The sequence below is a fragment of the Citrobacter sp. Cs237 genome (genome assembly GCF_030332325.1).
Taxonomy (GTDB): Bacteria; Pseudomonadota; Gammaproteobacteria; order Enterobacterales; family Enterobacteriaceae; genus Citrobacter_A; species Citrobacter_A sedlakii.
Window position 1 is genome coordinate 441337 of record NZ_JAOWIB010000108.1, and the last position, 17143, is coordinate 458479.

Genomic DNA, 17143 nt, shown 5'->3' on the forward strand with positions numbered 1-17143 from the left:
GTTATTTCCTCGCACGTTGGCGCAGCCATCTCTTTGACAAGAGAGGCCATATAGGGTCATAGGTTGTTACGTCTGATTCGGTAGGTACTGGCTTTGGTTTGTTTCTGGAGCGTTTGGTGGGGATGAATATCAGATTGTCCATTGCGATTTGGGTTATGCTTCGTCGCTGTCTTGCCACACATCCTCCTTTGTCTCAGGTAGTGGAAAGTCGCCTACCGGTGACCTTTCGCACCGTATGCACCACCGATTCCAGTAAGGTTGATCTGGACGGAATCGCTTATCGTCTTTCTGCTCTCCGCATCTGTCGCATCGAATCATGCCGCGTCTCCGAATCTGGCTTTCCACTCCAGCGCCAATCTGGCTTCATCAGACCACTTAACATTCTTCTCTGCACCAAATGCCTGGATAAGCTCAAGAAGCTCTGCAAATTCATCGACGCGCATCTTGCTGGTTGACTGGCCTAACACTACGAATCCATCACCGTTCAGATTAGGAACAACATCCTGTTTCTTGAGTGCTGCGGTGAAGATGCACTTCCAACTTTCAGCATCCAACCATCGGCCATGCCAGTTAACCTGACGCGAGACATCACCCAGGCAAGCCCAGAGCATTTTGTTTTGCTGGATACTTCTGTTTCTGTCCTGGATGGTCACGATGATTGGTTTGTCGTAGGAGGGTAAAATTTGCTGAATAGCTTGGATGGCGTTCTGCTGATGAATGGGGCTTCTTAGTTCAAACGTTTGTTTCTTCATCTCCCGCTCTCCGATTCCAAGCTAAAGCCGCTTTAACTTCCGTTGAATCTTCGGGTCCACTTGCAGCACACTCGCGACAGCAGACGTAGAACCAAGCCTCATCGCTGTAACTATCAATACTGACGTCTCCGCTTCCGCAGAATGGACATGGTTTTGGTAAGCTCATACTCACTCCTTCACTTTAATTCCAGCGGCGCGAGACCCTTTCCAAGCATCCCACATGTGGTCAATATCCTCTGCCGAATATCCATTACCGCACCAAAGCTCATCCCATAGTGTAAGAGGTGCTTCGCCAAACCATTCCTCCCACCATTGCTCGAAAGCCTTTCTTGATTCGTCCATATTCCTCTCCATCACCAGATGGTTTTACTTATTTTAAGTAAGCGCCAGACCGCTTTACCGCGCGGAAATATCTTGTCGATATTCTTCTGCATGTTTCTTGCCATCAACTTTCGATAGTCATTGCGATAGGGCTTGTTGCGGATAACTTTTGCCATCTTGTAATGGCGCCTGAACCGTTCTTTTGTCCACTCGTCGCAAAGAACGCCAATGGTTGTCATCATTCCTCTCCATCAGTGTGCTGGGGTGTAATCAATCTTGTCCGCTATAAATATTCCAGTTACCTACGCCTTCCCATTCGAATTTTCGGTTGCTGATTCGATCCCAACTACGGCCGAACAGAAGGTCTGAGTACCAGTGTTTGAATGTTTTCCAGGTGTCTTTTGCGCTTGGCTTACCGCCATACATCTTAGAAACTTTTCGCAGACATCTTGTTATGCTTGCAGCTTCTACAGCCGGCCATATGAACCAGACAAACACGATGGTAATAGCTGCAATCGCTATCAGAGCGTTAAACAAAAATCCGGAATAAATCAGGTAGCTCGTCATGATGCTCGCACCTCTCTCAATCTCTGGTTGATAAATGCAGTAAGTTGATTGGCGCATCCAAAAGTAAACGGTGCTGACTTCCTATACACCCACACCTTCTCGCGGCCTAACCATTCACGGTACAGCTCACCCTGCTTACTGAGCGACGCTAGGATTTGCGATACGGTGGTGATATCCAGCCCCAAATCCGCAGAAACGTCAGACGATGTGCCGGACCTCTCTGACTCGAACCATCCGAGAATTGACTCAATTCGATTGTGGTGAAGCTCAGTAAGCCGGTATCGCTTAATGCCGCCTTTGGCGTTATAGCTTTCTAGCTGTCCTGATGCGGTGAGTTCACGGACTAACTGAGTGATTCGGGATTTTGGTACTTTGGTGAGCTTCTGGAATTCTGCTGCTGAGGTTGGGTAGTTGGTTTCAAGGTGGTGAAGTATTTTTTCTCTTGCGTTCATGATTGCTCCCGGAGTTTCTTCTCCTGGCTTCTTTGATTCAAGCCATGCTGTAAGCGAATCCTCATCTGCGAAGTAATAACCATCCTGGATTTTTATTACCTCACCTGAATCGACAAGCTTTTTTAAATGCCATGTCAAAGTTCGCTGAGGGATGTTAAGTGCTTTGAAAATGTCTTTACGGATGGTTACTGGTCGGTTTTTTATGAAGGATTTGATGGATGATGATTTATCTTTCACTGCTTCCCCTCCTGCCAGAAGAAAAAACAGCTATTCACAAAAGCATCTTCATATCCAGTGTATGTTCTTATCAGCTTGAATTTATTTCTGAATACACTTTTGAAAAGCGCTTCAAATCTCGTTCTTTCTTTTTCCATTTCACCTCGCCCCCAGCCTGTGCTTTGCCCGCAGTTCTGCTATTTTCGCCAGGCCTTTTTCATTGCTAAGCGGGATATGTAGCTTAGGGATTTGCGCAACTGGTGCAGGAATATCCTCTCCCGATTCAATACGACGGGCCATTTTATTTAGCTCCTCAGAACACCGCTTTCTCAACTCTGCATCAGTCAGGTTTAAAGAGCGCATAAGGTCATACAGCTTGGTTACCATCCAATAGCAGGGGTTACTCTTCCAGGGATAACTTTCAGCAGAGTCGTACTGTGATTTTCGTGAGCAATACTTCATCACCATGTCATGAAGTTCATTAGCATCAGGCAGTCCCCCTGCGCGATAATCAGCATCTTTACACCACGTAATGAATTGCCCGGGAGAGGGCCAGAATGGCGATTCACTGGCTCTGGCGTGTTGCATGCCAGCCTTGAGTTGTTCCTTGGTGCGGATGTTGTTCTCTGCGAAAGCGGCTATCCACTGCCGCTTTGCAGCCGCTTCGTCACGCGGGTCTTTCAGGGTTGTGCTAACTGATGCCGGGAAAAGCTGCTTGAGGTTGTCGAATAGGATATCTACCTGCCTCTCAGCTTCGTTGTTGACTCCGCGATCTGGCTCTTTGTTTTCTCCAGCAAGGCTAGCCAGTGCGTTGCTGTCGCGATTGTGAATCGCATGGACAAGGTTTTTCATAGGAAGTTGTTCTCCCACTCGTCTTTGTCGTTCCAGTGTTGGGTTGGCATCTGCTGAGGTAGGTTTTTCCTTGCAGGGTATTTAGGCTTGAACAGACCCTGATATCCGTTTGCGATGCTTGTGTTGATTATGTCTGCTGGATTATGACCATCATCAAGGCATTCTTTCAGGAGTTTGAAGGCTGCCCTTACCGTCCGTTCAGTCTTCATCGGCTTCTTGGTTTCAGCCCTGTTTTTTACCCATTCCTCCCAGGCCATTCTGTCGAGCCAATCAGGGATGGAAATACTGAGTGGGTCAAACCCATTCGATTCCCCCTTGGGGGATTTAGGGGGTTTACTGTTTTTATTCTTGTTAGTTACCTTCTTGTTCTGTTCATCGCTTAGTTCATCGGATGGTTCATCGGGTACCAACCTTAAAGGCGCGCCATTACTGGCTTTGGCTTTATCGGATGGTTCATCGGATGGTTCATCGGGTAAAATCGCCTGATAAGCGGTGTAATTTGTGATGGTAATCACCGTCCCGAAGCGGTTTCCTTCGGTAATTATCATCCCTTCCCTGGTGAAGAAATTGAGCATTCTAGTTACTGCCTGAGGGCTCTTTTCTTTGCCATCCTGATCGCGAAGTTTGCGTGCAAGAATTGCTGTCGTAGTTACTAATTGACCATGACTCAGGTTCCAGTCTTTGCCAGCAAATTCCACAACTCTGTTGCGATATGAGGCCTCTCCCAGCAACCTAACCCATAACGCTAACTTGGCAGTATCTTTGGCCCAATCAACGCTTAGCAGGCTTCTGAATAGAGAGAAATGACCAAACTTTTTGTTCTCCATTCTGTTGCTCCTGGTGATGCATGGCTCTGGGCCAGGATATTTAATGATTTCTGCCGTATTCATTCCTTCCCTCCTTTCTCAAAGAGCTGAGCCTCTATTGATTTAACCAGCACCACCTCTCCTCCAGGGAGAAATGCAAGCGAGGCGTTATGCTGACTAATTAGTCCTTTCACATAGTCGATACCGGCCCTGTAGAGGAAGTTTTTTACTGCTGACATATTTCCTACAACTCCTCCTATTCCCTGCTCACAAAGCTCTTCTGCGAGATCAATTTCTGGTTCATTAGAAAATGAAATGAAGGCCTCGTTCATGGCTATAACAGCAGCGTCTGCATTTCTTTCTGGGCCAACCATGATTTCAATCTCTGAAAGAGCTCCATTGATGTCCGCCCATGTTGGAAAGGAAAAAAACTCCCTGCTATCACTCACTCTGTGGTCAGAAAAAACCTGATGAACAAGCTTTTCATCAACCCTTGGGTTTTGAGAATGAAATGCAGCTAACACTGAGAACGGGGAAGGAACTCCTGTCGCGCTTGAAAGTTCCTTGGCGCGAGCTTCTGGTGAGTTAGTTGTCATGCCTATCTTATAAATCCCTGGCATGTTTTCGTTTTCCATAACGTAAACAAATCCAGAGCTTTTATATTCAGCCGGCACACTAAGCTTAGTTACTACTTGGTATTCGCTTTGCGGGTATGTCATAATTACTCCTGTTACTTGACATAACACAGTGTGTTTAAGCGTCCAGATTGCTACCAACAACTGGACGTTTTTCTTTTGTGATTCCTTCCAGTGCATGCCTGAATGCACGACTGATCGGACTGATGTCTGAATCCATCCCAAACGCGCACAGAACGGCTGCAATAAAGCGCCAGTCAGTACGGCTTATCTTCGACTCGTGACATCCCACCATCTTCGCTAAGCCACGCTGTGTGACTGTAGAGAGGTTGATGAGTAAATCAGTTTCAGCACGGTCGATATCGCGCTGAGAGGGTTTGCTGTAACTTGCGTTTTCCATTACGTATTATTTCCATAGTTAAATAGTTGAATACGCATCGGTTGATGCGTTGGTTGTAGGGACGAAACATCCCTGACCCGTAGTGTTAAAGAGCGGTACTGCTTAAGCTGCGTTCAATTCAGGTGGAAACACATCATCCAACTGAACTTTTGCGCCAAAACTGTTGAGGGCATCAACGAGCTGGCGGCACATTTTCAAATCTGGATGTCGTCGACCCGATTCGTAGTGCCCAATTGCTCCCTGTGTACACCCAACCTTTTCAGCCAGAACGGCTTGAGAAACCTTCATGGTTTCCCGGATTTTCCGAAGATTACTCATCGGTTCATCTCCTCAGGATGGTACGTAAAACAATAATACAAACTGTACTGAGATAATGCAAGAGGATTAATACATTTTGTGCATTGTGACAGTTAATACAACACGTAATAATCGTGGTATGAAAACACCGTGGAATGAACTGGCTAAGGCCAGGATGAAACAGATTGGCATTACCCAGGATAAGCTTGCCGAGGCTCTCGGAAAGACTCAGGGGGCGATAGGGCATTGGCTGAATGGTCGGCGCGAACCCAGCATTGAGGACATCGCCTCAATCATGAAACAGCTAGGTCTGAAGGAGTTGGTGCTGAGTTCTGATGGGATGGTTGACTATCCAGATTCTGATATGGGTAATGTCACCAATCCACGTCCTAACACTGAGGTAAGGAGATTCCCCCTGATTAGCTGGGTTAGCGCAGGAAATTGGTGTGAAGCTGTTGAGCCTTATCAACTTCAGGAGATTGAGGTATGGCCTGAAACAACAGCACATGCGAGCGAACGGTCGTTCTGGCTGACGGTAAGGGGTGATTCGATGACTTCGCCCACCGGCCTAAGCATACCGGAAGGAATGCAGATACTGGTTGATCCAGCAATCGAGGCAACGAACGGACGACTTGTAGTTGCAAAGTTGGATTCAGAGAACGAGGCGACCTTCAAGAAATACGTAGTAGACGCAGGGCAGAAATACCTCAAACCGCTTAACCCCAGCTACCACATGTTCCCTATTGATGGTAACTGCCGCATCATTGGCGTAGTGATAGAAGCCAAATGGCAAGGCCTGTAATTTAGACTCATCCCTTCAACCCGCTTCGGCGGGTTTTTTAATACACAAAATTTATTTTCCCTTCACATTCATACACTTCGTACATTCTCGAAAATTTTAAGTACATATTGTATTGACGATACTCAGTACATTTTGTATTGTTAAGCCATCAGCAGGACGCTGGTAGCCAAACGGAACTGATTGGCAGGCTCTTTAACAAGATGACATGGGGATGATTCGTCCCCGCCAAAGGATGTTGCTTTGGTGATTGGTGACCGGGCCCAAAAGTAACGCGGAATGAGGCGCAGCTCATGAGCGAGCCGGGATGGCGGTAGGCGCTGCTGCGATGCGAGCCACAACGTCACATTCACCAATCAGCCAAAGCAACCACTGGAGGTATCCAATGAAAGCCAGAGAGATTCGTAAACTCGAACGTGCTCGCCAGCACAAAGAAATTAAGCAGTATTCACAAAGAATTGACCGTGCATTTTCACGGTTATCAGAAGACTGCAGCAATCGCGTACTCCGCGCCACTTCGCTCGGAAGTCTGCGCGATAAGAAAGAGCAGGAAGCACCACAGAAAACAAATCGCCTGTACTACAGCAAGCCAACCCGTGAAATGGGAGTGACTTGTGTAGGACGGCAGAAAATGAAATTAGGCAGTAAGCCACTTATTTGAGGTGATTTATGAAAACTATGATTTTTACTTCTACTGACAGCGATAAAAAATTTCGTGGACCGGTTCTTGTAGAGATTGTACGTCAGTTAACTGAGGAAGAAGCAAATAATCAGGATGAAACAGGGCCAATGTATTTGGTCAAGCTTCAGGATGGTTCTACTGAGCATGCATTTGATGATGAGCTTATATCCGCATGTTAGATAATCATTCTTAAATGCTAAACAGCTTATGACGAGGTAAATGTGAAAATAAAAACCATGGGTGCCAGTCCGTTAACGGGGCAGATTTTTCAGGGAACCTTGAATACTGAAAAAGGAATGTGGGTGGGGAAAAAGGAGGATGTTACTGAGCAAGCAGTTAAAGCAGTGGCTGAACATCTGATGATTAAAAAACAGAAATATGCATATGGGGTTAAAGATGGAAAGTACTTAATCCTCAGTCATCAGATAGTTGATGAATTACCAGCGGAGTTCGCCGACAAAGCATAGTCGGCCTTCTTTTGGCAGTAAGCCACTTATTTGAGGTGAGATATGAAAAGCGCATACCCAATGAAAAAGGTTGGACAGGTTTACGAATGCCCACTCGATGGCACTCTTCTTGAGGTCACTTACGCATGGAAAGACGGCAGCTCAATGATGAAGCATTTAAATGGCTCACGTTCTGGTAGGGAAGACTGCATTAACGGGCAAAGCGTTTTCAAATTGGTGAAAGATGTCGAACAGGCCGCATAGTCGGCCTTCTTTTGGCAGCAAGCCACAGAGGTGAATATGAAAAGATTTATGGGGACTCCAGGACCGTGGGAGTGGTGGACAAGCAACTCGTTTCTTAGATTATCCAGCAAAACAACAGGCAGGGATGGTGATGTTATTGACTCATTTGGCATGAGTGACGGTGCCACTTCACTATCTGTAAAAGCTGATGACATGAACCTGATAGCAGCAGCTCCTGATTTGCTCGAAGCTCTGCAACTGTCACTTAACGCCATGAACGAGATGGGCGATATCTTAAACTTTCACGATTTGGCAGAACAAAGCAAAGTTGATGAGCTAACTCCAGCGTTTGACAAAGCTCGCGCAGCCATCAGCAAGGCTCTGGGGGTGGAGTGATGGATAATAAGAAATACATAGTTGAAGTTATCGAACGAGAAACTAAATAGGTAATTAAGCATTTCGAATTCGATAACTATCGGAAAGCAGACCGCACAGAAGAAGGTTTATTGCGTCAAAGTAATCTCGAAAGATTTGCTGTAGTAATGCGATGCGAATAAGCACTGTGTATTCATTCCAGTGAGTGAATACACGGAGCAATATCGCTCGTAACCATGACAGGAGACGAAGAACTGTCTGGTTAAAAAGAGAAATCATCCCTTGATAGTCTTGCCGCTCTATATGGGCGGCTCTTTTTTGCCTGGAGGAAAGTATGGGTGATATGGGTGAATTCTGGCGAGACTGGAAGCCAGAGCTTAAAGAGAGACGAAGGATTGCGAGGAACGCAGCGCATGAAGGAATGAAGGCATTCTTTCAGCGTAATGGTGTTGATTTCGAAGAGGGAGAAAACACTCTCATTTTTCGCACACCGCAAGGGACCGTTGCTTATTACCCACCAAGTAAGCGGATGCAACATAAAACCACATGGCGAACTTGCAGTCCTACAGCATGCATGAATTACATCAAGAAACTAAGAGCCGCCTAACCAGCGGCTTTTTCATATCTGCATATCAGTGCGCTCAACGAACGCAGCGCTATGCAAATCACACACAACATAAGGAACCACCCATGATTTACGCAATCGCGGGAGGTGCTCGCATGGGTGCCTTCCAACTAACAGAATCACTGCTTGACCGTATCACTCGCAAATTACGCGCCGGATGGAAGCGCCTGGAGGATGTATGTCGCTCAGTATAAATCACAACAAACTCAAGGCAGCGCAAAGCAAAGCAGTTATCGCTCGATTCCTTGGTGATGGTCGCATGTGGAAACAAGCTAACGAAGAAATGAAATCAGCAATCAATCTTCCGTGGTACCGCAAATCATGAGCATCAGAGATTTAACAGACGCTCAGTTTTATGAATTGATGAAAGACATATTTCCTGCTGAGCAGAAACAGGAGAACGATAATGATTCTGACTCTGAATGATAAACGTGAAATATCGCAAATCATCGCAAATTTTACTGACGAAGATTACGAACGAATTAACAGTGAAGTTGATCGACTTTGCAAACGTTGCGACCCAATAAGCGAAATGCTTCGCTCCTATAAACCTGACGAGCACACAAAGGAAGCCATCGACTGGTTAGAGGATGACGACTGCAATTATCAGGAGAAGGCCGCTGAGTGGTTCTGGGATGCAATTACGGAAAGGGTCAAAGCTGAATATGCATTCGGCATATTCAAGCGTAGACATGTTTATGGAGAGGCGGCATGAAGCCTGGAGTTTATTATGGAATGCCTAACGAGGATTACCATGCTGATGAGGCTATAGGTTCAACATCTGTTAAGGCTATTAGCGTTAGTCCGGCAAATCTCTTCTTCAACAAATTCACTGGAAGTAAATCAGCGCACATTGGAAGTGCGATTCATGCGGCTTTGCTTGAGCCTGATGTGTACCGGTACAAGTATGCAAAACACTGTGAAATAACCTCTCGGGCGAGCAAGGAGTATAAGGAGGTCGCAAAGCAATTTCCGGCTGATTTTATTCTGGTTGGCAGCGAGGTGGATACTGTCCAGAAGATGTACGAATCATCACGGATGAATAATGATTTCATGGATTACATGAACACCACAGGATGTTCTGAGGTATCCATGTTTGCAGAGTGTCCTGAAACAGGACTGATGCTCAAATGCAGATTTGACAGGCTATCTGACACCCTCGCCTACCCTCTCGACGTTAAGAGCTGTAGAGACGCATCTGAGCGCGGATTCAGTAACGCTTTCGGTCAGTATAAATACCACATTCAGGCAGCCTTTTATCTCTACGTTCTCAAGTTGGCAACTGGCATCGAATACAACCAGTTCGCATTCTTCGCTATCGAAAACTCACCGCCATATCGCAACTGCATGTACTACATCGGTGAAGAATCTCTGGAGCTTGGCTATCGCGAAATGTACGCAGCATTAGACAAGCTCGTTGCCTGTAAAGAAAACGACTCGCTGAAGTACGAAGGAATTGTACTTCCATCCAATGAAATTAACGTCCCGGCATATCTGCTGGATGATGAATATTCAGATGAGGTTATTCTCTAATGGACCTTTCACGCACAATCATTCCAAAGTCAGACCAAATTAACTTCGAGGATGTTCAGACACAGAGCATCACAGCGGTTATTAAAGCAGTTCGAGCGGGTAACTCAGAGCAACCAGTATTCATAGACCTTGAAGGATTTGAAGGACGTCCTTACAAGCCTTCTAAATCAATGCGTCGCGTGTTAATTGGTGGTTGGGGTGCTGATGGTCATTCTTGGGTTGGACGCTCTCTTATGCTTGTAGGCGACCCATCGGTTAAATTCGGCGGTGTGGCTGTTGGCGGTATAAAGATTTATGCAATGAGTGATATTGAATCAGATTTCTCAATGATGCTTTCGGTATCGCGAGGTAAACGAGCAGAACACCGCGTCAAAAAGCTGGATGTAAAACAACAGGCGACTCCTGAATCTGCATTGTCTTGGTTTTCAGAGAATGCATTAAATATGGATTCAGCAAAGCTAGAAACAGCATACAGCAGAGCTAAAGGCGTGATAGGTAATGATTCAAACCTGAATCAAAAGCTCGACGAAATTTACCAACTCCGCAAAAAGGACTTGGAGACCGCCTAATGAAATGCATCCCATGGGAGAAATGGGAAGAGGATTTCTTGCGCGAAGTAGCGGCAACCATGCCAGTTGAAGTTATCGCCGAAAAACTTGAGCGGACCGAAAAAGCTGTTATGGCTAAGGCGACACGTATCGGCGCTGAAATGGTTAGCCGCTTGCGAGGTAAGCGCTGGACTCGCGCAGAGGTATCACTCTTCGAAAAATTCTCCTCAGAAGAAATAGCAATCGCAACCTGCCGCTCCATCTATTCCGTCAGGTCCATGAGATACAAATTAACGAGGCTCAAAAATGAACGGATTAACTTATGACCCAGGTATTTCACCTCACGAATTAATAGCCAGACACAAATTCAAGCCAATGCCAGATAAGCAGGAGCTACTCAAGCGTGACTCTTTCGATACGAAAACACGACTCCAGAACAACAAGTGGCTGAATGCGATGTTGAGAGGTGGGAAATGACAGTGCAAGAGGCAATGAAACTTAGCGATGAAGAATTAATGGCTCAAGGAAAAGAATCTCTTAAGCGCTGGCATCAAGCATACAAGTACTTTAGTTCAACCAAAGAATTTGCAGAGCGCTGCGCTAGTTTACTGGAGCGTGCAGCATGACTATCGACAAACAGGCGCTGCGTGAGGCGGCAGAGAAGGCAACTCCAGGTCGTATCGGCGACCGTATCGACGGAAGTGGAAGTATCAAATACGAATGCCGTGGTTACGATGGCTCCTTGGTTTTGCGCACAGATCACAAAAACATGGAATATGGCTTCATCGGTGAAAACGGTAGTGCTGATGAGTTGTTCTTCAGGCTGTGTGTGCCTGACGTAGTGCTGGCGCTGCTGGATGAGTTGGACAGCGCCAACGGTTACGCCAGCGCATACGAGGCTGAAAAATGGCATTACCACGGACTGGCAGAGTCTGAGGGTGAGCGGGCAGACAGAGCCGAGAAGCGCATAGCAGAGATTGAAGAAATCGCGACCGATTACGGCATGAAATTTCAAAAAGCGCAGGACGCGCTCAAACATCAGGCGCTATTGCATAAATCGCAGATGGAGGCAGCAGAGAAGCGCATAGCAGAACTGGAGGCGCTCGCGAAATCGGTGAAATTCGACCCAATCCCTATGGATGAGTTAGGAAATAAAAGCGACGGGAAAAAGCACCCGTACATGTTTGGTGCCGGATACAACAGCGCAGTAGTTCATTGTGAAAGCGTGTTGCTTCAGGCGTTCGCCGCCGCTGGCATCGGTAAGGGGGAGTGATGGCATTGACGAAAAAACAGCGCGCCGAGTTGCGCATGAAGTTCGGCGGTCGCTGTGCTTACTGCGGCTGCGAGCTACCTGAAAAGGGTTGGCATGCCGACCACGTTGAAGCCGCTCTGCGCAAGTGGTCGTTTGGTGAACGACAGTCAAATGGGGTACGCCGCACTGTCGCAACTGGTGAGTTCTGGAGGCCGGAGAATGACGCTATCGAAAACCTTTTCCCGGCTTGCGCTCCATGCAATCTGTTTAAAGCGACATTCACCGTTGAAGATTTCCGTAAACAGATAACCGCTCAGGCAGAGCGTGCGCGCGCCTACAGCGTCAATTTCCGAACGGCAGAGCGTTTTGGCCTGGTTGAGGTAGTCGATAAGCCAGTTGTTTTCTGGTTTGAACAATATCAGGAAGGAGCGACAGCATGACCACTATTACCAGAGAACAGGCACACAAAATTATTGATGCAGCCGACGAGGTGATTACCGCGCTGGCTGGCACTAACGATGATGTTCACCCAGACAACAGCAGGAAGATGTGTGACCTGTTGGACGACCTGAACGACAGATACGCACCACCAGAAGTTGTGCGAGATCTGGCACGTATCGCGCTGGCATCGCTGGAGGCTGAGCCGGTGGCGTACATTTTCAAGCATCCGGCAGGCAGGCTGTTCTGGTCTTTGATTGACGAGAGAAATAAAGGGCAAAGCGACGTTATGCCTGTTTACTCCGCTCCAGTACCTGCTTTTGTACCGCCAGTAATAGAGCCAGATTACGAGGTTATCAATGGCATTCTCCCTACCGCCAACCCTGATGAATATTCCTGCTGTATTGCAGCAGATATGTGGAACGCCTGCCGCGCCGCCATGCTTCAGGGTAGCCAACCTGTTACGACGTCTAAAAAGCTGCCATTCGAGCAGTGGCTCTCGCAGCAGACAGGAACCATTGACGTCGAATGTGGATGCGTGATGACGGAGGTGTTTTTCCACTGGTTGCGCGTTGCTTATGAGGCTGTCAACTCTTCGGCAAGTGCGGATATTTGGATTCCGGTAAGCGAGCGGCTGCCGGATTTTTGCGGTCGCTATTGGTGTTATGTCGAAGAACAAAATGACCTTGGTAAAAGCCACTATCAGTGGAACTGTTCATGGAATGGTGAGCGGTGGTTGGTCGATAGTGACAATGGCGGACGTGTAACCCACTGGATGCCACTGCCAGCAGCACCGCAGCAGGAGGTGAATCCGTGATAACTGCCATCGCATATCACTTCAGTGACGGAATTTATGGCTGGATGTTAATGCTCACCGCAATCCAGGATTTGGCTATTGCTGTGTTTATAGCAAACGGGCGCAGGAGGTGAAGTGATGTCAAAAATGACATTCGTCGTTGAGTTCGAAGATGGAAAGGAGCCTCCTGTGCATGCTCACATGGAGGCTTTCGGAGGAAAGGTCGTTTCCGTAGCGTTTCGTGATGCGCTAAGCGAACATGAAGAACGTGAGCAGGTGGTAAGCACTTATGAGCCGCTAAACACTATCCGTTGCTTTATCTGTAACGGTCGCCACCCAATCGGCGTTGCCTGCCCGTTCAATACAATTACTTCGGTGGTAGGTAATGGCTAAGACCGCAGCAGAGCGCAAAGCTGCGCATATAAGTGATGTTATACAAAGATAAATGTATAAGGCCATGCTACTGTATGGCCTTCGCTTTTTTGTGTGGAGGTTTTTATGACATGTAAGGTATGTGAAAAACAGCCCAGAGGGCGCCGTCACCCCCCTCTAGAATGCATGGAGTATATCCCTGAAGAGCAAGGCGAGTACATGAGTCGGAATGGCCGTGCAACCCAGGAAAGCTACTATGTTTGTAGAGAGTGCGGACATAAATGGATGCATGAAACTGGAAATTGCGGCATGGGATGGCAACCTTAAGGTTAATTTATGTCAAGGTTCAACATAGCAGCAAAGAGCCAGGAAGATCGTGACAAGGTTAATGTTGACCTTGCCGCTTCTGGCGTTGCGTACAAAGAGCGCCTGAACATGCCTGTTATCGCTGAGCAGGTGGCGAGAGAACAGCCTGAGCACCTGCGCGAGTATTTCATGGAAAGAGTCCGATACTATCGCGAGCAGTCGTTAAGTCTGCCAAAGGCAAGCGACCCGCGATATATCGAGATGGCTGAGCAGAACGCCAAGAAGTAAGCACTTGAAGAAACACGAACCCGCCGAGTGCGGGTTTTCTTTTATCTGAACTCGCTACGGCGGGTTTTGTTTTATGGAGATAGATAATGAAGGCCAATCATGACCAGGAAGAAGGCTGCTTGCTCATCAGCATGACGGAAGAAGACGCAAGCATGTGTTTCGATGCTATAGAAGCGATGCTTTCAACAGAGAATGTATTCGTTCCACCAGAGTGTTACGACGCGCTAATGGACTTAATGACCGCTCTCAATCTGGAGTAACCATGGAATCACACAGCCTCACACTCGATGAGGCCTGTGCATTTCTCAAAATATCCAGACCTACCGCCACCAACTGGATTCGCACAGGCCGCCTTCAGGCAACACGCAAAGACCCCACCAAACCCAAATCCCCTTACCTCACCACACGACAAGCCTGCATTGCGGCGCTTCAGTCTCCGCTGCATACTGTCGGCGTGAGCGCGGGTGATGGCATCAGAGAGGAAAGAAAATGTCACTCTTCCGCAGAGGTGAAATATGGTACGCCTCGTACTCGCTCCCGGGCGGGAAGCGAATTAAGGAGTCTCTTGGCACAACGGACAAGCGGCAAGCACAGGAGTTGCACGACAAAAGAAAGGCTGAACTCTGGCGAGTAGACAGGCTCGGAGACTTTCCCGATGTGACTTTTGAAGAAGCCTGCTTACGATGGATTGAGGAGAAATCAGACAAGAAGTCGCTCGATACTGACAAAGGCAGGATTGGTTTCTGGCTGGAGCATTTTGAAGGAGTCAGGTTAAAGGACGTTACCGAGGCGAGGATTTACTCAGCGGTTAGCAGGATGCACAACCGAAGCAATCTGGAGATATGGAAAACACGAGTCGAAGCCGCAAGAAAGAAAGGTAAGCCTGACCCTGTTTATGTAGCCAAGCCGGTAACCACTTCCACCAAGGCGAAGCACCTTGCGTTGATGAAGGCCATTCTCAGAGCAGCAGAGCGCGACTGGAAGTGGCTGGAGAAAGCGCCAGTCATCAAGATACCGGCAGTACGTAATAAACGAGTGAGATGGCTGGAGAAGGATGAAGCAAAAAGGCTGATTGATGAATGTCCGGAGCCGTTAAAGTCTGTCGTCAAGTTCGCGCTGGCAACAGGATTAAGGCGTTCGAACATCATCAACCTGGAATGGCAGCAGATAGACATGCAGCGTCGAGTGGCATGGGTAAACCCGGAAGACAGCAAATCAAACAGAGCTATTGGCGTAGCACTGAATGATACCGCATGTAAGGTTCTGCGTGACCAGATAGGAAATCACCATAAATTTGTGTTCGTACATACAAAGGCAGGAAGAAGGCCTGATGGCTCCATCACTCCGGCAGTCAGGAAAATGAGGGTCGATGATGGACGAGCATGGAAGTCAGCATGTAAACGTGCAGGAATTGAAGATTTCCGGTTTCACGACCTGAGGCATACATGGGCAAGCTGGCTGATACAGTCAGGTGTTCCATTGTCTGTACTGCAGGAAATGGGAGGCTGGGAGTCAATAGAAATGGTACGCAGGTATGCTCATCTCGCGCCTAATCATCTGACCGAACACGCTAAGCAAATTGACTCGATTTTTAACGATGATGTCCCAAATATGTCCCATGAAGGAAATTTAGAGGCAGGAGGAAATGGGTAACCTATTGATAATTAAGAGCGCCCCCTGCAGGATTCGAACCTGCGACCGACGGCTTAGAAGGCCGTTGCTCTATCCAACTGAGCTAAGGGAGCATCGAGAGAAAACAAACTGACATAAAACTGCCCGGTATTATACGTTCACCACTCTGGTGGTCAATGGCTTTCCTTTCAACTGCTTGAGTTATGAGCATAACCGCCGCCGTTCACCTCAAGAGCGGCCTGATTCCTGTCAAAAACTGCCGCGACCGTAAGCGGCGACTGACAACCGTCCTCACTTCTGACAAAATAGCCGCATCCCCTTCGACGTGAAATTACAGATGGAATCCTCTCTCTGATGGCAGCAAAGATTATTGACGGTAAAACGATTGCGCAGCAGGTGCGCTCTGAGGTTGCTCAAAAAGTTCAGGCGCGCGTGGCGGCCGGACTGCGGGCGCCAGGACTGGCGGTTGTGCTGGTAGGCAGTAACCCGGCTTCGCAGATTTATGTCGCAAGCAAACGTAAGGCCTGTGACGAAGTGGGATTCGTCTCCCGCTCCTATGACCTGCCGGAAACCACCAGCGAGGCGGAGTTACTGGAACTGATCGATACGCTGAATGCCGATAACACCATTGACGGTATTCTGGTGCAATTGCCGCTTCCGGCGGGTATCGATAACGTTAAGGTGCTGGAGCGTATCGATCCGGACAAAGACGTGGATGGTTTTCACCCTTACAACGTTGGTCGCCTGTGCCAGCGCGCGCCGCGTCTGCGCCCCTGTACGCCCCGCGGCATCGTTACCCTGCTTGCACGCTACAATATCGACCTTTACGGCCTGAACGCCGTCGTGATTGGCGCATCCAACATCGTGGGCCGCCCGATGAGCATGGAGCTGCTGCTGGCCGGTTGCACGACCACGGTGACGCACCGCTTTACCAAAAATCTGCGCCATCATGTCGAAAATGCCGATCTGCTGGTCGTCGCGGTCGGTAAACCGGGCTTTATTCCCGGTGAGTGGATCAAAGAAGGCGCCATCGTGGTTGATGTCGGCATTAACCGTCTGGAAAATGGCAAGGTGGTTGGCGACGTCGTTTTTGACGACGCGTCCGCGCGCGCATCTTACATTACCCCCGTGCCGGGCGGCGTTGGCCCAATGACCGTCGCCACTCTTATCGAAAACACGCTTCAGGCGTGTGTTGAATATCACGACCCACAGGATAACTAACATGGCGACATTTTCTTTAGGCAAGCATTCTCACGTTGAACTGTGTGATTTGCTGAAACTGGAAGGCTGGAGCGAAAGCGGCGCCCAGGCGAAAATGGCCATTGCGGAAGGACAGGTCAACGTTGACGGCGCGGTGGAAACCCGCAAACGCTGCAAAATCGTTGCCGGTCAAACCGTCAGCTATGCCGGTCAGAGCGTCACCGTCGTCGCCTGATGCCCTTTGCCGGACAGCGGTCTTCGCACCCTGTCCGGCGATGCTCCCCTTCCTGTCGAGTGACTTCATCATCCC

General features: G+C 48.2%; 36 protein-coding genes, 1 tRNA gene and 2 pseudogenes. 25 read left to right on the forward strand and 14 right to left on the reverse strand.

Annotated elements, in window-relative coordinates:
* Position 1 precedes the first annotated feature (1 nt).
* The 13 genes and pseudogenes from OGY07_RS19190 to OGY07_RS19245 form a co-directional block, all read right to left on the reverse strand.
* Positions 2 to 178 carry a NinE family protein gene (locus OGY07_RS19190; protein ID WP_286602519.1) on the reverse strand — a complete coding sequence of 59 codons (177 nt, stop codon included), beginning with the start codon at positions 176 to 178 and terminating at the stop codon, positions 2 to 4.
* Positions 154 to 318 (reverse strand): protein NinD, encoded by a 165-nt coding sequence (gene ninD / locus OGY07_RS19195; RefSeq protein WP_286602521.1) that lies wholly within the window; start codon positions 316 to 318, stop codon positions 154 to 156. Before ninD ends, OGY07_RS19190 begins: the two co-directional genes overlap by 25 nt.
* Complete coding sequence (locus tag OGY07_RS19200) at positions 315 to 752, reverse strand: recombination protein NinB (protein WP_286602523.1); 438 nt, start codon at positions 750 to 752, stop codon at positions 315 to 317. Before OGY07_RS19200 ends, ninD begins: the two co-directional genes overlap by 4 nt.
* A complete protein-coding gene (locus OGY07_RS23405; RefSeq protein ID WP_192502473.1) occupies positions 733 to 918 on the reverse strand; it encodes a Lar family restriction alleviation protein in 186 nt (61 codons plus the stop codon). Before OGY07_RS23405 ends, OGY07_RS19200 begins: the two co-directional genes overlap by 20 nt.
* A gap of 2 nt (positions 919 to 920) precedes the next feature.
* Positions 921 to 1094, reverse strand: coding sequence for a phiTE_015 family protein (locus OGY07_RS19205; RefSeq protein WP_286602525.1), 174 nt, complete (start codon positions 1092 to 1094; stop codon positions 921 to 923).
* An 11-nt stretch (positions 1095 to 1105) separates the two neighbouring features.
* Entirely contained in the window at positions 1106 to 1315 is a 210-nt protein-coding gene (locus OGY07_RS19210) for a hypothetical protein (RefSeq protein ID WP_286602527.1), read from the reverse strand.
* 28 nt (positions 1316 to 1343) lie between these two features.
* Positions 1344 to 1640 carry a hypothetical protein gene (locus OGY07_RS19215; protein WP_286602528.1) on the reverse strand — a complete coding sequence of 99 codons (297 nt, stop codon included), beginning with the start codon at positions 1638 to 1640 and terminating at the stop codon, positions 1344 to 1346.
* Positions 1637 to 2329, reverse strand: coding sequence for a helix-turn-helix domain-containing protein (locus OGY07_RS19220; RefSeq protein WP_286602531.1), 693 nt, complete (start codon positions 2327 to 2329; stop codon positions 1637 to 1639). Before OGY07_RS19220 ends, OGY07_RS19215 begins: the two co-directional genes overlap by 4 nt.
* A gap of 138 nt (positions 2330 to 2467) precedes the next feature.
* Positions 2468 to 3160 (reverse strand): replication protein P, encoded by a 693-nt coding sequence (locus tag OGY07_RS19225; RefSeq protein ID WP_286602533.1) that lies wholly within the window; start codon positions 3158 to 3160, stop codon positions 2468 to 2470.
* A pseudogene (locus tag OGY07_RS23515) lies at positions 3157 to 3512 on the reverse strand (phage replication initiator YdaU family protein); the annotation flags it as partial. The gene OGY07_RS19225 and the pseudogene OGY07_RS23515, both read right to left, overlap by 4 nt.
* Before the next feature lie 534 nt (positions 3513 to 4046).
* On the reverse strand, positions 4047 to 4685 hold the full coding sequence (locus OGY07_RS19235; protein ID WP_286602535.1) for a GIY-YIG nuclease family protein: 639 nt from the start codon (positions 4683 to 4685) through the stop codon (positions 4047 to 4049).
* 34 nt (positions 4686 to 4719) lie between these two features.
* On the reverse strand, positions 4720 to 5001 hold the full coding sequence (locus tag OGY07_RS19240; RefSeq protein WP_080067749.1) for a CII family transcriptional regulator: 282 nt from the start codon (positions 4999 to 5001) through the stop codon (positions 4720 to 4722).
* A 102-nt stretch (positions 5002 to 5103) separates the two neighbouring features.
* The gene (locus tag OGY07_RS19245; protein ID WP_060569012.1) at positions 5104 to 5319 is read right to left on the reverse strand and encodes a helix-turn-helix transcriptional regulator; all 216 of its coding nucleotides are present in this window, start codon (positions 5317 to 5319) and stop codon (positions 5104 to 5106) included.
* Between the two features lie 118 nt (positions 5320 to 5437).
* On the opposite strand from OGY07_RS19245, the gene OGY07_RS19250 reads away from it, so the two are divergent.
* The 23 genes and pseudogenes from OGY07_RS19250 (at position 5438) to OGY07_RS19360 (ending at position 15654) form a co-directional block, all read left to right on the forward strand.
* Positions 5438 to 6100, forward strand: coding sequence for a LexA family protein (locus OGY07_RS19250; RefSeq protein WP_060569013.1), 663 nt, complete (start codon positions 5438 to 5440; stop codon positions 6098 to 6100).
* A gap of 382 nt (positions 6101 to 6482) precedes the next feature.
* Positions 6483 to 6758 (forward strand): transcriptional regulator, encoded by a 276-nt coding sequence (locus OGY07_RS19255; protein ID WP_286602540.1) that lies wholly within the window; start codon positions 6483 to 6485, stop codon positions 6756 to 6758.
* An 8-nt stretch (positions 6759 to 6766) separates the two neighbouring features.
* Positions 6767 to 6958 carry a hypothetical protein gene (locus OGY07_RS19260; protein ID WP_286602541.1) on the forward strand — a complete coding sequence of 64 codons (192 nt, stop codon included), beginning with the start codon at positions 6767 to 6769 and terminating at the stop codon, positions 6956 to 6958.
* A gap of 42 nt (positions 6959 to 7000) precedes the next feature.
* On the forward strand, positions 7001 to 7246 hold the full coding sequence (locus OGY07_RS19265; protein WP_286602542.1) for a DUF7446 family protein: 246 nt from the start codon (positions 7001 to 7003) through the stop codon (positions 7244 to 7246).
* A 42-nt stretch (positions 7247 to 7288) separates the two neighbouring features.
* Positions 7289 to 7489, forward strand: coding sequence for a hypothetical protein (locus OGY07_RS19270; RefSeq protein WP_286602544.1), 201 nt, complete (start codon positions 7289 to 7291; stop codon positions 7487 to 7489).
* Between the two features lie 36 nt (positions 7490 to 7525).
* Entirely contained in the window at positions 7526 to 7864 is a 339-nt protein-coding gene (locus tag OGY07_RS19275; RefSeq protein ID WP_286602546.1) for an XkdD/Y8K6 family phage-associated protein, read from the forward strand.
* A gap of 313 nt (positions 7865 to 8177) precedes the next feature.
* The gene (locus OGY07_RS19280) at positions 8178 to 8450 is read left to right on the forward strand and encodes a hypothetical protein (protein ID WP_286602548.1); all 273 of its coding nucleotides are present in this window, start codon (positions 8178 to 8180) and stop codon (positions 8448 to 8450) included.
* Positions 8451 to 8533: 83 nt separating this feature from the next.
* Positions 8534 to 8662, forward strand: coding sequence for a protease FtsH-inhibitory lysogeny factor CIII (locus OGY07_RS19285; RefSeq protein WP_286602550.1), 129 nt, complete (start codon positions 8534 to 8536; stop codon positions 8660 to 8662).
* Positions 8647 to 8793 (forward strand): host cell division inhibitory peptide Kil, encoded by a 147-nt coding sequence (kil, locus tag OGY07_RS19290; RefSeq protein WP_286602552.1) that lies wholly within the window; start codon positions 8647 to 8649, stop codon positions 8791 to 8793. Before OGY07_RS19285 ends, kil begins: the two co-directional genes overlap by 16 nt.
* A gap of 81 nt (positions 8794 to 8874) precedes the next feature.
* Positions 8875 to 9183, forward strand: a complete 309-nt coding sequence (locus tag OGY07_RS19295) for a hypothetical protein (protein WP_286602554.1) — start codon at positions 8875 to 8877, stop codon at positions 9181 to 9183.
* Complete coding sequence (locus OGY07_RS19300; protein ID WP_286602556.1) at positions 9180 to 10001, forward strand: PD-(D/E)XK nuclease-like domain-containing protein; 822 nt, start codon at positions 9180 to 9182, stop codon at positions 9999 to 10001. Before OGY07_RS19295 ends, OGY07_RS19300 begins: the two co-directional genes overlap by 4 nt.
* Positions 10001 to 10570 carry a hypothetical protein gene (locus OGY07_RS19305; RefSeq protein ID WP_286602559.1) on the forward strand — a complete coding sequence of 190 codons (570 nt, stop codon included), beginning with the start codon at positions 10001 to 10003 and terminating at the stop codon, positions 10568 to 10570. The genes OGY07_RS19300 and OGY07_RS19305 overlap by 1 nt, the downstream gene beginning before the upstream one ends.
* On the forward strand, positions 10570 to 10875 hold the full coding sequence (locus tag OGY07_RS19310) for a hypothetical protein (RefSeq protein WP_286602561.1): 306 nt from the start codon (positions 10570 to 10572) through the stop codon (positions 10873 to 10875). The genes OGY07_RS19305 and OGY07_RS19310 overlap by 1 nt, the downstream gene beginning before the upstream one ends.
* Complete coding sequence (locus OGY07_RS19315; RefSeq protein WP_286602563.1) at positions 10856 to 11026, forward strand: DUF2737 family protein; 171 nt, start codon at positions 10856 to 10858, stop codon at positions 11024 to 11026. The genes OGY07_RS19310 and OGY07_RS19315 overlap by 20 nt, the downstream gene beginning before the upstream one ends.
* The gene (locus OGY07_RS19320; RefSeq protein WP_286602566.1) at positions 11023 to 11175 is read left to right on the forward strand and encodes a hypothetical protein; all 153 of its coding nucleotides are present in this window, start codon (positions 11023 to 11025) and stop codon (positions 11173 to 11175) included. The genes OGY07_RS19315 and OGY07_RS19320 overlap by 4 nt, the downstream gene beginning before the upstream one ends.
* On the forward strand, positions 11172 to 11822 hold the full coding sequence (locus OGY07_RS19325; protein ID WP_286602568.1) for an ead/Ea22-like family protein: 651 nt from the start codon (positions 11172 to 11174) through the stop codon (positions 11820 to 11822). The genes OGY07_RS19320 and OGY07_RS19325 overlap by 4 nt, the downstream gene beginning before the upstream one ends.
* Complete coding sequence (locus OGY07_RS19330) at positions 11822 to 12241, forward strand: HNH endonuclease (RefSeq protein WP_286602570.1); 420 nt, start codon at positions 11822 to 11824, stop codon at positions 12239 to 12241. Before OGY07_RS19325 ends, OGY07_RS19330 begins: the two co-directional genes overlap by 1 nt.
* Positions 12238 to 13056, forward strand: a complete 819-nt coding sequence (locus tag OGY07_RS19335; protein WP_286602572.1) for a DUF551 domain-containing protein — start codon at positions 12238 to 12240, stop codon at positions 13054 to 13056. The genes OGY07_RS19330 and OGY07_RS19335 overlap by 4 nt, the downstream gene beginning before the upstream one ends.
* 168 nt (positions 13057 to 13224) lie before the next feature.
* Entirely contained in the window at positions 13225 to 13428 is a 204-nt protein-coding gene (locus tag OGY07_RS19340; RefSeq protein ID WP_286602574.1) for a hypothetical protein, read from the forward strand.
* Between the two features lie 315 nt (positions 13429 to 13743).
* A complete protein-coding gene (locus OGY07_RS19345; protein ID WP_205612840.1) occupies positions 13744 to 14001 on the forward strand; it encodes a DNA polymerase III subunit theta in 258 nt (85 codons plus the stop codon).
* A gap of 86 nt (positions 14002 to 14087) precedes the next feature.
* Positions 14088 to 14261 (forward strand): hypothetical protein, encoded by a 174-nt coding sequence (locus OGY07_RS19350; protein ID WP_286602577.1) that lies wholly within the window; start codon positions 14088 to 14090, stop codon positions 14259 to 14261.
* Positions 14262 to 14263: 2 nt separating this feature from the next.
* Positions 14264 to 14356, forward strand: a pseudogene (locus OGY07_RS19355) (helix-turn-helix domain-containing protein); the annotation flags it as partial.
* Positions 14357 to 14490: 134 nt separating this feature from the next.
* Positions 14491 to 15654 (forward strand): tyrosine-type recombinase/integrase, encoded by a 1164-nt coding sequence (locus tag OGY07_RS19360; protein ID WP_286602579.1) that lies wholly within the window; start codon positions 14491 to 14493, stop codon positions 15652 to 15654.
* A gap of 18 nt (positions 15655 to 15672) precedes the next feature.
* Here OGY07_RS19360 and OGY07_RS19365 read toward each other — a convergent pair.
* Positions 15673 to 15746: transfer RNA gene (locus tag OGY07_RS19365), tRNA-Arg, on the reverse strand.
* Between the two features lie 241 nt (positions 15747 to 15987).
* On the opposite strand from OGY07_RS19365, the gene folD reads away from it, so the two are divergent.
* Entirely contained in the window at positions 15988 to 16854 is an 867-nt protein-coding gene (gene folD, locus OGY07_RS19370; RefSeq protein ID WP_286602582.1) for a bifunctional methylenetetrahydrofolate dehydrogenase/methenyltetrahydrofolate cyclohydrolase FolD, read from the forward strand.
* 1 nt (position 16855) lies between these two features.
* Complete coding sequence (ybcJ, locus tag OGY07_RS19375; RefSeq protein WP_042285741.1) at positions 16856 to 17068, forward strand: ribosome-associated protein YbcJ; 213 nt, start codon at positions 16856 to 16858, stop codon at positions 17066 to 17068.
* Positions 17069 to 17143: the final 75 nt, after the last annotated feature.